The sequence below is a fragment of the Bradyrhizobium sp. SRL28 genome (assembly GCF_018596315.1).
Classification (GTDB): domain Bacteria; phylum Pseudomonadota; class Alphaproteobacteria; order Rhizobiales; family Xanthobacteraceae; genus Bradyrhizobium.
This window is the reverse complement of the sequence record NZ_JAHEAG010000003.1, coordinates 1-12,737: the sequence shown is the minus strand read 5'-3', so window position 1 is coordinate 12,737 and position 12,737 is coordinate 1. Positions and strand designations below refer to the sequence as shown.

12 protein-coding genes are annotated in these 12,737 nt (G+C 62.4%); 7 read left to right on the top strand and 5 right to left on the bottom strand.

Annotated features, from left to right (window positions below; all coding sequences use genetic code 11):
• Positions 1–3 precede the first annotated feature (3 nt).
• From KIP88_RS07950 to KIP88_RS07935, 4 genes are all read left to right on the top strand, one after another.
• On the top strand, positions 4–708 hold the full coding sequence (locus tag KIP88_RS07950; RefSeq protein ID WP_214487344.1) for an ABC transporter ATP-binding protein: 705 nt from the start codon (positions 4–6) through the stop codon (positions 706–708).
• Positions 709–720: 12 nt separating this feature from the next.
• Positions 721–1,602: a branched-chain amino acid ABC transporter permease gene (locus tag KIP88_RS07945; protein WP_214487343.1), complete on the top strand. Its 882-nt coding sequence runs from the start codon at positions 721–723 to the stop codon at positions 1,600–1,602.
• On the top strand, positions 1,599–2,570 hold the full coding sequence (locus KIP88_RS07940) for a branched-chain amino acid ABC transporter permease (protein ID WP_308163311.1): 972 nt from the start codon (positions 1,599–1,601) through the stop codon (positions 2,568–2,570). The genes KIP88_RS07945 and KIP88_RS07940 overlap by 4 nt, the downstream gene beginning before the upstream one ends.
• Before the next feature lie 163 nt (positions 2,571–2,733).
• The gene (locus tag KIP88_RS07935; protein ID WP_214487341.1) at positions 2,734–3,654 is read left to right on the top strand and encodes a polyphosphate kinase 2 family protein; all 921 of its coding nucleotides are present in this window, start codon (positions 2,734–2,736) and stop codon (positions 3,652–3,654) included.
• 624 nt (positions 3,655–4,278) lie between these two features.
• Here KIP88_RS07935 and KIP88_RS07930 read toward each other — a convergent pair.
• Positions 4,279–4,704, bottom strand: coding sequence for a nuclear transport factor 2 family protein (locus KIP88_RS07930; protein WP_214487340.1), 426 nt, complete (start codon positions 4,702–4,704; stop codon positions 4,279–4,281).
• A gap of 132 nt (positions 4,705–4,836) precedes the next feature.
• On the opposite strand from KIP88_RS07930, the gene KIP88_RS07925 reads away from it, so the two are divergent.
• Positions 4,837–5,406 carry a bifunctional transcriptional activator/DNA repair enzyme AdaA gene (locus tag KIP88_RS07925; RefSeq protein WP_214487339.1) on the top strand — a complete coding sequence of 190 codons (570 nt, stop codon included), beginning with the start codon at positions 4,837–4,839 and terminating at the stop codon, positions 5,404–5,406.
• 48 nt (positions 5,407–5,454) lie between these two features.
• On the opposite strand, the gene KIP88_RS07920 is transcribed toward KIP88_RS07925, so the two are convergent.
• On the bottom strand, positions 5,455–6,969 hold the full coding sequence (locus KIP88_RS07920) for a CYTH and CHAD domain-containing protein (RefSeq protein ID WP_214487338.1): 1,515 nt from the start codon (positions 6,967–6,969) through the stop codon (positions 5,455–5,457).
• Positions 6,970–7,416: 447 nt separating this feature from the next.
• Between KIP88_RS07920 and KIP88_RS07915 the strand changes: the two genes are divergently transcribed.
• The gene (locus KIP88_RS07915) at positions 7,417–8,976 is read left to right on the top strand and encodes a 2-isopropylmalate synthase (protein WP_214487337.1); all 1,560 of its coding nucleotides are present in this window, start codon (positions 7,417–7,419) and stop codon (positions 8,974–8,976) included.
• A 121-nt stretch (positions 8,977–9,097) separates the two neighbouring features.
• Here KIP88_RS07915 and KIP88_RS07910 read toward each other — a convergent pair whose 3' ends face one another.
• Both KIP88_RS07910 and KIP88_RS07905 read right to left on the bottom strand, forming a co-directional pair.
• A complete protein-coding gene (locus tag KIP88_RS07910) occupies positions 9,098–9,241 on the bottom strand; it encodes a hypothetical protein (RefSeq protein ID WP_214487336.1) in 144 nt (47 codons plus the stop codon).
• Between the two features lie 247 nt (positions 9,242–9,488).
• Positions 9,489–11,318 carry an SLC13 family permease gene (locus tag KIP88_RS07905; protein ID WP_214487335.1) on the bottom strand — a complete coding sequence of 610 codons (1,830 nt, stop codon included), beginning with the start codon at positions 11,316–11,318 and terminating at the stop codon, positions 9,489–9,491.
• Positions 11,319–11,459: 141 nt separating this feature from the next.
• Between KIP88_RS07905 and KIP88_RS07900 the strand changes: the two genes are divergently transcribed.
• The gene (locus KIP88_RS07900; protein WP_214487334.1) at positions 11,460–12,347 is read left to right on the top strand and encodes a transglutaminase family protein; all 888 of its coding nucleotides are present in this window, start codon (positions 11,460–11,462) and stop codon (positions 12,345–12,347) included.
• A gap of 207 nt (positions 12,348–12,554) precedes the next feature.
• On the opposite strand, the gene KIP88_RS48470 is transcribed toward KIP88_RS07900, so the two are convergent.
• The gene (locus tag KIP88_RS48470) at positions 12,555–12,710 is read right to left on the bottom strand and encodes an LON peptidase substrate-binding domain-containing protein (protein ID WP_214487333.1); all 156 of its coding nucleotides are present in this window, start codon (positions 12,708–12,710) and stop codon (positions 12,555–12,557) included.
• Positions 12,711–12,737 lie beyond the last annotated feature (27 nt).

Here is a 12,737-nt window from a genome sequence, read left to right as displayed (position 1 = left end):
CGCATGCTCGAATTGAAATCGGTCGACGCGGGCTACGGCACCTTCCAGGCTTTGTTCGGCATCAATCTCGAGGTCAAGGCGGGCGAGGCCGTCGGCGTCATCGGCCCCAACGGCGCCGGCAAGACCACATTGATGCGCGTGATCTCAGGGCTGATCCGCCCCACCAGGGGCGCGATCGCGATGGAAGGCCACGATGTGCTGGCGACGCCGGCGCATCGCATCGTAGATCTCGGCATCGCCCACGTGCCGGAAAACCGCCGGCTGTTTCCGCGGCTCACCGTCGACGACAATCTGAAGATGGGCGCCTACATGCCGGGCGCGCGCTCCAAATATGCCGAACGTCTGGAGTTCGTGTTCGACCTCTTCCCGCGCATGAAGGAGCGGCGTAGCCAGATGGCCGGCACCCTGTCAGGCGGCGAGCAGCAGATGTGCGCGATCGGCCGCGCGCTGATGTCGGACCCGAAGCTGCTCCTGCTCGACGAGCCGTCGGCGGGTCTCGCCCCGGTCGTGGTGCAGCAGGTGTTCGAACTGGTCAAACGCATCCGCGCAATTGGGCTGACGGTTCTGATCGTCGAGCAGAACGTGCAGCAGGTGCTGAAGGTCGTCGACCGCGCCTATCTGCTCGAGGCCGGCACCATCCGCGCGTCGGGCACGTCGGAAGAGATGTTGTCGACCGATACGATCAAGCAGGCATATTTGGGCGTGTAGGGCAGGGCACAGATGCAGGCATTTCTCGACATCTTCGACATCTATCTGCTGGAAGCCGTGGTCAACGGCATCCTGCTCGGCGGCGTGCTGGCGCTGCTCGCGCTCGGGCTCAATTTGATTTTCGGCGTCATCGACGTCACCTGGATCTGCTACGCCGAGCTGGTGATGATCGGCATGTACGGCATGTATTACATGGTCCAGGTGTTCGGATTGCCATACTGGGTCGCGGCGCCGTTCGCGATCCTGCTGGTCGCAGCCCTTGGGGCGGCGCTGCACTACATCGTCATCGCGCCGCTTCTGACCGCGCCGCCGATCAACCAGCTGCTCGCGACCGGCGGCGTGCTGTTCATCCTGCAGAGTTTTGCCACCGTCGCCTTCGGCATCGATTTCCGCAACCTCGGCATCCGCCTGCCGGTGCTGGCGATCGGCGAGATGCATTTCAGTTATTCGCGGCTCCTTGCCTTCGCCGCCGCCTTGATCGGCATGCTGGCGATCTACTTCTTCATGAAGCGCACCTATACGGGTACTGCGATCCGCGCGGTCGCGCAGGACCGCCAGATCATGTCGCTGATGGGGGTCGATACCAAGCGGATCTATCTCATCACCTCGGCGCTGGGAGGCGCGCTCGCCGGCCTCGCCGCCTGTCTTCTGGTGCTGCAATACGACGTGCACCCCTTCGTCGGGCTGTCGTTCGGGCCGATCACCTTTCTGATCTGCGTGCTCGGCGGGCTCGGCAATTTCGTCGGCGGCTTCATCGCGGCGTTCGTGTTCGCGCAGATCATTTCGCTGGGCGGCCTGTTCTCCGACCTCGAATGGGGTTACGTGCTGGCGTTTGCCTTCTTCATCGTCATGATGTTCATCCGGCCCGCGGGCCTTTTTGCGAGGCGCTCGTGAATTCCCGCCACATCGCCTGGGCCGTTGGCCTCGCCGCGCTGGTCGCGCTGCCCTTCGTCTATCGCGAGCCCTATCACCTGCACATTCTCGTGCTGATCCTGATCTGGTCGTTCGCCTATACCGCATGGTCGATCATGGGCCGCTTCGGCCTGGTGTCGCTCGGCCATGGCGGCTTCATGGGCGTCGGGGCTTATGTCACCGCGCTGCTCTGGAACCATCTCGGCGTGTCGCCGTGGATCGGCATTCCCATCAGCATGGTGGCTGCCGGGGTGCTGGCGCTCGTCGTCGCCTATCCCTGTTTCCGCTTCCGCATCACCGGGCATTATTTCGTGCTGGTGACGCTGGCGCTGTCGGGCATCGTGCTGCAGGTCATCACCGCGACCCGCGACTACACCGGCGGCTCGCTCGGCTACACGCCGAACCGCGCCCCCAGCGGCAAGGGGCTGCTCGCGCTGCAGTTCGACGACAAGACGACCTGGTATCTGATCGCGCTCGGCGTCTGGGTGCTGGGCCTTCTGGTCTGGCGCTGGGTCGACCGCAGCATGAGCCGCTACGCCATGGAGGCGATCTCGGAGGACGAGGACGCCGCCGCTGCCGCCGGCGTCAACGTCACGGCCGAAAAGCTCAAGATCACGCTGATCTCGGCGCTGATGACCGCGCTCGCCGGCGCGCTCTACTGCCAGTACCAGATGTTCATCTCGCCCGACACCGTCAGCGGCATCGCGGTGTCGTTGCAGATGGTGTTCGCCGTCATCGTCGGCGGCCTCTACGTCTCGCTCGGGCCGACGGTGGGCGCCATCATCACCATCATGCTGGCAGAAGTCTTGCGCATCCGCTTCGGCACCGGCGCGGTTGGCTGGGACAACCTCGTCTACGGCGTGCTGCTGGTCGTCTTCATCATATTCCTTCCCAAGGGCATTCTTGGTAGCGTCATGGAGAGATTCAAGACGCAACCCAAGAAGGTGTGAGGACCGAGCAAATACACGGTACTCTCTCCGTCATGGCCGGGCATAGCCGTCCGAAGGACGGCGTCGCTTGCGCGTCGCCTATGCCCGGCCATCCACGTCTTTGCGGGCGGTGTTAAGAGCGTGGATGCCCGGGTCAAGCCCGGGCATGACGAGGAGGAAATAGATGAGCAAGAAATCCTCAAAGCCGATTGCCGATGAACTAAAATCCTATGTCGCCCCGTTCCGTTTCGACGGGGCGGGCGAATTTCACCTGAAATCGCACAAGACCAACGAGAAGGGCGGGCTCGACAAGGAGGGGGCGACGAAGATCATCGAGGCCAATCGCGAGCGCCTGTCCGATTTCCAGGAACAGCTCTACGCGCAGGACCGCTGGTCGATGCTGCTGATCTTCCAGGGCATGGACGCCGCCGGCAAGGATTCTGCGATCAAGAGCGTGTTCGAGGGCGTCAATCCGCAGGGCTGCGAGGTCTGGTCGTTCAAGCAGCCGTCGAGCAGGGAACTCGATCACGATTTCATGTGGCGATCCATGATCGCACTGCCGGAGCGCGGCCGGATCGGTATCTTCAACCGCTCCTATTACGAGGAATGCCTGGTGGTGCGGGTGCATCCGGAGATACTCGCCAGGCAGAAGATACCCGAGCGGCTGGTGACCAAGGAGATCTGGAAGGAGCGGTTCGAGGATATCTCCGCGATGGAGCGCTACCTCGCGCGCAACGGCACCGTGATTCTGAAGTTCTTCATGAACGTGTCGAAGGAGGAACAGCGCGAGCGCTTCCTCGAGCGGCTGGAGGATCCCGGCAAGAACTGGAAGTTCTCGCTGGCCGACATCGGTGAGCGTGGGCTGTGGGCGAAATATCAGGCTGCTTACCAGGACCTGATCCGCCACACCTCGACGAAGCAAGCGCCATGGCACATCGTGCCGGCCGACCACAAATGGTTCGCCCGCGTCGTGATCGGTTCAGCGATCGTCAGCGCGCTCGATAAGCTCGACCTGCATTTCCCAGAGGTAGACAAGGCCGACCGCAGCGAGTTCAAGCAGGTCCGTGAGGCGTTGCTGGCCGAGGGCAAGAGCGCGAAGAAGTAGGGTGGGCAAAGGCGCACTTGCGCCGTGCCCACCATGGCGCCGAATCCCGGGCGGAATGGTGGGCACGCTGCGCTTTGCCCACCCTACGGATCGGCTTACTGCGCCCGCTATGCGACGAATTTTTTGTACAACCAGCGACGGCCGTCGTGGCGCCGCCAAACCTGTCCGCGCACCAGCCGGCCGGTAATGCTGCGTCTCGGCATGATGACCCGCCGTAGATGCCAGGTGGTTGGTTTGGCCGGTCGCCGGTTCAATCCAATATTGATGGTTGTAAATCTGATCGATGCCATGCTGACCCACCCGGCTCAAGCTGCCCGCTGCAGGCATCGCCCACAGCGGGCATCTCGGCGCCCCTCATCGGCTTTCACGATCGTCGCCCTTGCCACGACCGCGAGAAATAACACTGACTTGAGGAATCCCGTTCTCGGGTCCCCGCGATACGGGAATCATAGCGAATCGGGCGGCCACAGTGGTCAACGAAATCCAGGTTTTGACCTGAGTTATAATTATTGGCCGTCACTGCGATATTTTTGCCCCATGCTTCACCATGATTCATGAGCGTCCGCCAGGCGCCGAATACCCGGGCGGAATTGTGGACGCGCCGCGTTTTGCCCACCTTACGCATCACTCCGCGGCTTCCCCGAAAACCATCTGCCAGCCTTTTCGTGTGTCCATGTACTCGCGAACCTGCTTGATGCGGCCATCCGCGACGACAAAGATGAAGCAGTAGTCGTTGTCATACGGCCGTCCTTCCGGAAGTGTCGCCCGCATCCGCTCTTCGATGATCACCGTGTCTCCATCGGTATGGATCGCGCGGAACGAGATATCGATCTCCGAGAACAGGCGGTGCATCTCGGAGGCGATGAAGCGCGCGATCTGGTCGGGGCCGATCATGTGGTCGGTATGCGCGAGCGCAACCGCCGTTGCATTGCGGGCTGGCGCGATCCATTCGGCGTCCGGCGTGAAGAGGGATGCGATCTGGCCTGCGTCGCGCGTCGAGAATGTCTTCCAGGCGTTGAGGACGATGTCTTTGACGGTCGGATGATCCATGCTGTGGCCTTCAGTGAGGAGTGAAAATCAATCGTCCTCATCTAGGCCAGCCTCGCCGTTCGCGCTGGCCGGAATCGGACTTCATCACCAGCGGCCACTTTCCCCGACCGCGCGATGCGCTAGGATCCGCTGATGCTGAGTTTTGATGTCTGCAACGCCGCACGGCTGCGGCGCGACGCACGCTACGACGGCCGCTTCTTCACGGCGGTCCGGACCACGCGGATCTATTGCCGCCCGGTCTGCCCGGTGAAGCACCCGTTGACGCGCAACGTCACCTACTACCCAACGGCAGCCGCCGCAGAGGCGGCGGGATACCGGCCGTGCCTGCGTTGTCGCCCGGAGACGGCTCCGTTCTGCCCGGCCTGGAACGGCACGCGCTCGACGGTTGCGCGGGCACTGAAACTGATCGACGGCGGCGCGCTGGAGCAAGGCTCGGTCGCCGCACTGGCGGAGAAACTCGGGGTCACCTCGCGCCATCTCGCTCGCCTGTTCGAACGCCATGTCGGGGCAAGCCCGCAGCAGGTCGCGACCACCCGCCGCGTCCAGCGCGCCAAGCGGCTGCTCGACACCACCGACGATACGATGACCGAGATCGCCTTCCGTGCGGGTTTCGGCAGCGTCCGCCGCTTCAATGCTGCCTTCGCCGACCTTTACGGCCGCTCACCATCGAGCCTTCGCCCCAAGGGGCGCGGGCGGAATTGACAGGGAATCGTGAGCCGCATCAGCTCGAATGCGTGTGTGACGACCGCATCAGCCAAGCGCGGAAAGATGGCGTAGCGCACGCAGCTCCTTTGCCGCCGCTTTCATGAGCGGCCTTGCCTGCTCATCCTCGCGACCAACGATAATGCCGGAAACATAGGCGCGGGCGCGCCTGTCTTGCGGCGGCGCCTGGAGCGCGGCCTCTGCCGCCATCTTTCGGTCCGCAACGAAGTCGTTGAGCGAGCCGAGCGCATCCTGAATCTTCTTCGTGTGTTTCGATAGACGTACGAGCGCCTTTCGCTCGCGCTTGCTGGGGAAAAGGCTTTCGAAAAACTCGGCCGCGTATCTGAGCTTCTTCATCCTGATTCGGAATTTATGCCGCTCGGGTGCCGTCATCTCCTGCAGCTTCCCTGCGTCCTTGTGTGCCTTTCTCAGCCGCCGATCCAGCAGCTTTGCGGCGAATTCGCCAAGTCCGCTGTTGGCAACGTCTGTCCGGCCGCGCTGGGCCTCGATCCACTCGAGCACATCGATGAGCAGGGCGCGGCAGCGCGGCGAATCGACAGCCTTGCTGGCCTGCTCGAGCGCCTCAGCGCGTTTATCGGCAAATTGCTTCGCGATGGCTTTACCGCCTCGTTGCGGCGTTATTTCGCGGGCGACGGGACCAATCTTCTCCTCCAGGACGACGTCGAGCTCGCGCGCGGGCGCCAGCTCGTTTGTCAGCCATCTGAGTTCTGTCTTGATTTTTTCGGTTTTCGCAGTCGCCAGTGCATTCGAAAACAGCGACATGGCGGCGCGCAAGCGGCGCAAGCCTACGCGCATCTGATGCACGCCTTCCGGATCAAGCTTACGGATCGCGTCGAGGTTTCCGGAAAAATGACGAAGGGCGGAGCGGGCGATCACCTGGAAACCCTCGATGGCGGTCATCCGCTTCTCAAGCTCGATTGGCTCGGCAAAAACAGCTTGAGCGCGCTTGCCGTTGACAAGATCGTAGCCCTGGTCTGCCTTCGCTCTCAAACAGAGCTCGGCCGCGAGCTTTCGCTCCAGCGCCTTCGCGACGCGAAACAGGTCCCTCGCTGGTCCAGTTTTCAATTCAAGTTCAACTTCCTCGATGCGGCTCGTGTGCCCGGCCGCGACAATCCTGCCGTGATCAATGGCAAGCTCCAGTTCGCTCCGTTTGGTGCGGACCGGCATGGTGATGCGATGTACCGAGGTCTCGAAGATTGGCTTCAACTTGCGCCGCAGCTTGTTCGAGGCCAACCGCTGAAGTGGCGTGCCGTTCGCCTCGTCGAGATCGGGGGTGCGACCTGCTATTTCGGTTTCCCACTCGCCGCGGCCGAACTGCGCTCCGGACGTCTTCTTGATCGTTTGTATGTGCTTGCCGTCCGTTTGCCTCACCCGGAGCAGAAGTCCGCGCCGCTTCAGCTTGTGTTTTCGCGTGTCGAAATAGGTCGACAGCAGATCGCTCTCCGAGCGCGCGCCAATCTTGCAGCCGGGCACCGTCAATCTGGCAGATGCCCCGCGATTATGGTTCGGCATGCGGAACTTGATTTCGGTCTCGACGCCCATTTGATGCTTGCCTGGAGCTATTGGTTGATAACGCCGCAAGGCGCTTCAGGTGCCGTCCGCTCTCGCACTCCACTTCCCGACCCATTAGGTCACCCCTCCTGACCATCTTTTGGCATTGCGGCCGGCCATAATTCTCGTCTAGAACGGCCCTTGGACGCACTCCCGGCAACGAACCGTCAATGGTTTTGGCCGAGATTTGGTCGTCCAAAGGGTCTGGCAATGCTGATTCGCAGCGAAAAGTCTGGAGTTCGGGGTGGAGCGGCCAAGGCTGCCCCCGTGCGTCCGGCTGCGTCCGCGCCCACCCTCCTTCTTGGCGGGCTTCTGCTTCTTATCGGCCCCTGAGGGCCGTCTGGGCGTTTGCGCCTGGGCACTCAGGGGTTTTGAGCGAGATCACCAGACCCTTCAGCGCCCATTGAACCGGCGCACGACCCAAAAGGAACTTCAGAAATGACCACCGCCAACAAGTCCGAGAAGGACCGCGTCATCGTATTCGACACTACCCTGCGCGACGGCGAGCAGTGCCCGGGCGCGACCATGACGTTCGAGGAAAAGCTCGAGATCGCCGAAATGCTCGACGACATGGGCGTCGACGTCATCGAGGCCGGTTTTCCGATCACCTCCGAAGGCGACTTCCAGGCGGTCAGCGAGATCGCCCGCCGCTCCAAGAACGCCGTCATCGCCGGCCTGTCGCGCGCCCACCCCAAGGACATCGACCGCTGTGCCGAAGCGGTGAAGTTTGCCAAGCGTGGCCGCGTCCACACCGTGATCGCGACCTCGCCGCTGCACATGCGCGTCAAGCTGAACATGACGCCGGAGCAGGTGGTGGAGCTCTCGATCGCAAACGTCACCCGCGCGCGCAACCAGGTCGACGACGTCGAATGGTCGGCCGAAGACGGCACCCGCAGCGAGATGGATTTCCTCTGCCGCATTGTGGAAGCCGTGATCAAGGCAGGCGCCACCACGGTCAACATTCCGGACACGGTCGGCTACACCGTGCCGGAAGAATACACCAGGTTCATACGCACGCTGATCGAGCGGGTGCCGAATTCCGACAAGGCGGTATTCTCGGTACACTGCCATAACGACCTCGGCATGGCGGTGGCGAATTCGCTGGCCGGTATCGCCGGCGGCGCGCGGCAGATCGAATGCACCGTCAACGGCATCGGCGAGCGGGCAGGCAATGCCGCGCTTGAAGAAGTCGTGATGGCGATCAACGTGAGGAACGACGTGTTTCCGTGGTGGAACAAGATCGACACCACCATGCTGACGCGGGCCTCGAAGCTGGTTTCGGCGGCGACCTCGTTCCCGGTGCAATACAACAAGGCGATCGTCGGCCGCAACGCGTTCGCGCATGAAAGCGGCATCCATCAGGACGGCGTTCTGAAGGACGCATCGACCTACGAGATCATGCGGCCCGAGATGATCGGCCTGAAGAAGTCGTCGCTGGTGCTCGGCAAGCATTCCGGCCGCCACGCCTTCGTGCACAAGCTGGAGGAGATGGGCTACAAGCTCGGCGCCAACCAGCTCGAAGACGCCTTCGTGCGGATGAAGGCGCTGGCCGATCGCAAGAAGGACATCTATGACGAGGACATCGAGGCGCTGGTCGATCAGGAGATCGCGGCCTCGCATGACCGCATCAAGCTGGTCTCGCTGACGGTCATCGCCGGCACCCATGGACCGCAGCGCGCGACCATGAAGCTCGACGTCGAAGGCCAGATGAAAATCGAGGAAGCCGAAGGCAACGGCCCGGTGGATGCGGTCTTCAACTGCATCAAGGCGCTGGTGCCGCACGAGGCCAAGCTGGAGCTGTATCAGGTCCACGCCGTTACCGAAGGCACCGACGCGCAAGCCGAAGTCTCCGTGCGGCTCGCCCATGAAGGCCGCTCGATGACGGCGAAGGGGGCCGATCCGGATACGCTGGTGGCGTCCGCGAAAGCCTATCTCGGCGCGCTGAACAAGATCGTCATGAAGCACCAGCGCGACAGGCCGGCGCAGGCGGCGAGCTGATTACGTAGCTTTCGCAATAGTAATTCGTAGGGTGGGCAAAACGAAGCGTGCCCACCATTGCGAGCGGAATGTAAGACGGTGGGCACGGCGCAAACGCGCCTTTGCCCACCCTACGTCGCCCTTACTTTCGGCTCATATCGGTCAATTGGACGGGGACGTGCGGCGAGGTGCTGATGACCCTCGGGCCGCCATCGGGATAGGCCGGGCCACGCACGGCCAGGCTCCGGATCGTTTCCAAAAGCAGCATATACTTTTCGGCGAGCATGGCATTTCCAGTTCTGAGCTGGCCTCGCCGCTGGTCTGGCGAGACGCGGGGAATTCATCAGCCTGCCATGCTGCCGCAGTTCGATTTCAGGAAGTTTTCGTGGAATCGGAAAAATGGCTTCGTCCGTCGGGTGAAATGCTTCGTCGCGGCCGCCTGCACGAAACCGAGATTACCGAATCGTTAATTGCTGCGGCGCGGCGCACCGCCGCCCATGCGCCAAGCGACAAATGTGGACCTGCCGCCACGCTCAAAACGGAAGAAAAATCGGAACGAGCAGCACGCTCACGATTGCAGCAATAACTGTGAACGGCACACCCACCTTCACGAAGTCGCCGAAACTATACTGTCCGGGTCCGACGACCAGCGTGTTTACCGGCGAGGAGATAGGCGTCATGAAAGCCGCGGATGCGGCCAGCGCGACGATCATCGCGAACGGATAGGGTGAGGCTCCGAGGTCCTTGGCGATGGCCAGCGCCACGGGCGCCATCAGTACGGCCGTGGCCGTATTGGAGATGAACAAGCCTAGCGCCGCGGTGATGACGAACAAGGTCGCCAGTACGAAACGCGGTGCGGCGGCTCCAACCAGGCCGACGACTGCGTCGGCAGCAAGATCGACCCCTCCCGTCCGCTGCAATGCCAGCGAGAACGGCAGCATGCCGACGATCAGGATGAGCGTCTTCCAGTTGATGGAGCGATAGGCGCTGTTGAAATCGACGCAACCCAGAAGTCCCATCAGCAGGCAGCCTATCAGCGCGGCCTGGACGTTCGGCACCAAACCGCTGACCATCAGCGCGACCACCAGCCCGAGCACGGCCAGCGCGTGCGGCGCCCGCCGTGCTGCAGGGAGGACTTCCTCCAGTTCAACCGGCATGTTCAGGACGACCACGTCCTCCCTGTGGGACTGAAGATCCTGAATGTCAGACCAGAAGCCGATCAGCAGGAGGGTATCTCCGATCTTCAACCTTTCCCCCAGCAGGTCGTGCATGACCACGTTGTTGCCGTGCCGCAACCCGATGACGGTGAGGCCGTAGTCGGAGCGAATCCGGGCCTCGCGCACGGTCTGACCGATCAGCGCGGACTCAGCCGGCAGGATGACCTCCGCTGCGCCGATCTCCTGAGAGCGGTCGACAAAGTAGTTTCCGATCTCGTTGAGCGGCTGCGGCTCGAGTTTCAGGGACTGCCAATGCTCTTTGGCGCCGTCGTTCGCGATGTCCACATCGGCGAGCAGTACATCGCCGGCCTGCAGTTCGGTTTGCGCGGTCGGACGGAGCACCTTGGCCGCAAACCCCGTTCCACGCTCGATGGCGAGAAGGTTCACGCCCGCGGCGCGGAACGACAGCTCGTCGAGGCGCTTTCCGATGAGTGACGAGCCGGCGCTTATGCGGCCGCGCTTCTCGCGATCGGCGAGGCCGTATTGCTCGATCCACCGCGCAAGCCTGGGGCGGCGGTCCGCGGCGGCGGGCAGGTTCTTGCCGGAGAGCAGGCCGCGCGCGAAAAGCATATAGATGATACCAAGTGCGAGCAGCGGCAGCCCGAACGGGGTAAAGCTGAAAAAATTGAATCCCTGCGCACCCTGCCGGATCAGTTCGGCGTTTACGACCAGATTGGGCGCTGTTGCCACCAGTGTCAGCATCCCGCTGATCAGCGCGGCGAAACTCAGCGGCATCATAAGCCGGCTTGGCGCCATGCCGCGATTTTGCGAGATGCGCAGCACCACGGGGATGAAAATGGCGACAACAGCGGTTGAGCTCATCAGGGAGCCGAGCCCGCCTACGGCCGCCATCAGCAGGATGAGCAGGCGGTTCTCGCTGCTGCCGGCCTTCGCGTCGAGCCAGTCGCCGAGCCGTCGTGCGACGCCGGTCCTCACCAGGCCTTCGCCGATGACGAATAGCGCGGCGATCAGTATGATCGATGGATCGGCAAACCCCGCCAGCGCTTCGTTCATGGTAATGATGCCGGTGAAGGGCATCGCGACCATCACGAGGAGCGCGACTGCGTCCATGCGGGGCCGGTTGATGACGAACATCGCGATCGCGGCCACGAGCATGAGCAGGATAAGGGCGAGATCGAGGTTCATCAGTTACCTCTTTCCATCGGTGGCAGCACCTAGCCACTGATCTGTAAGATGGCTACCTTTGTCCATCGTAACGGGTGTCCGGCGCTCGGTACATCGAGCCCGCTCGGTCTCATGGAGTCAATCCAATCGGAGGAGGCTCGTATGGCGAAAATCGGCATCGTTCACACCACCGAATACACCTACCGCAACCCGGTCGGCCTGCTACGGCACAAGTTGATGGTCCGGCCGGACGAGAGCCACGACCTTCGCCTGCACAGCGCGATGCTGAAGGTCGAACCGGAGCCGAATGCGATCTACTGGAAGCATGACGTCTTCAACAATTCCATCTGCTACCTCGAATGGCCGGAAGCACTCAGGACCGAGCGGCTCAGCATCGTATCGACGCTTGACATGACGCATCACCCCGATGGTCAGCCGCTTCCGGTCTACAGCCTCGACGCCACTGCCGAGCAGTTTCCGTGTTCCTATGCCGCTCATGAGATTCCCGATCTGGCTCGCCTCGCTGAACGCCAGATGCCGGACCCCGAGCGAAAGGTCGACGCCTGGGCCCGCCGCGTCGTGTCCGACGCAAACAGCAAACAGACCCTGAAGGTGCTGGAAGCAATGACGCACGCCATCAAGCAGGAGTTCAATTATCGGGCGCGTTACGAGGAGGGCACGCAGACGGCCGCCCAGACACTGGCGTTAGGCTCCGGCACCTGCCGCGACTTTGCGGTGCTGATGATGGAAGCGCTGCGCAGCTTTGGCCTCGCTACGCGTTTTGTCACCGGCTATTTGTACGACGATTCTTCGGGCACGACCGTGGGCGGCGGCAGCACGCACGCCTGGTGCAGCGTCTATCTGCCCGGTGCGGGCTGGGTCGAGTACGATCCGACCAATGGTTTGATTGCCGGCGCCAACCTGATCCGCGTGGGCGTGACCAGGGAGGCGGAACAGGCGATCCCGATATCGGGCGGCTTCGTCGGCAATGCGGACGATCCGACCGGACTGCATGTGGATGTATCGGTCCACGCCGCACCGATGCTTTAAACGCGAACCTCGATGGACCGCTCAACGTCCCCGTTCGTTGGCGCCTTTGCGGCGGGCGGCTGCTCCAGGCTGAAAATCCATGGTGCGATTACAACTGCTTCTGGCACTTTTGAGACATGCCCGCCTATCCTGAGAATGTCCGTTCACCGGGGTAGACCGGAAGTCGCCGTGGTCCGGCCAATCCGACGCGAATGACGTTAGTTGACCTCAAGCGTTACTCTGCAGGAGGTCCCCAACCCTTTTGAGCCGCCTTACGGGATCGAGGGTCGCGAGCAGCACCTGCTTATCCGGGATCGAAAGCTCGATATGCGATGCAATCATATCGGCGAGCCGGCCAGGATCGCGCGGCTTGGCGTCAATCACCTATCGAGCTGCACTGAAGGAATTGCA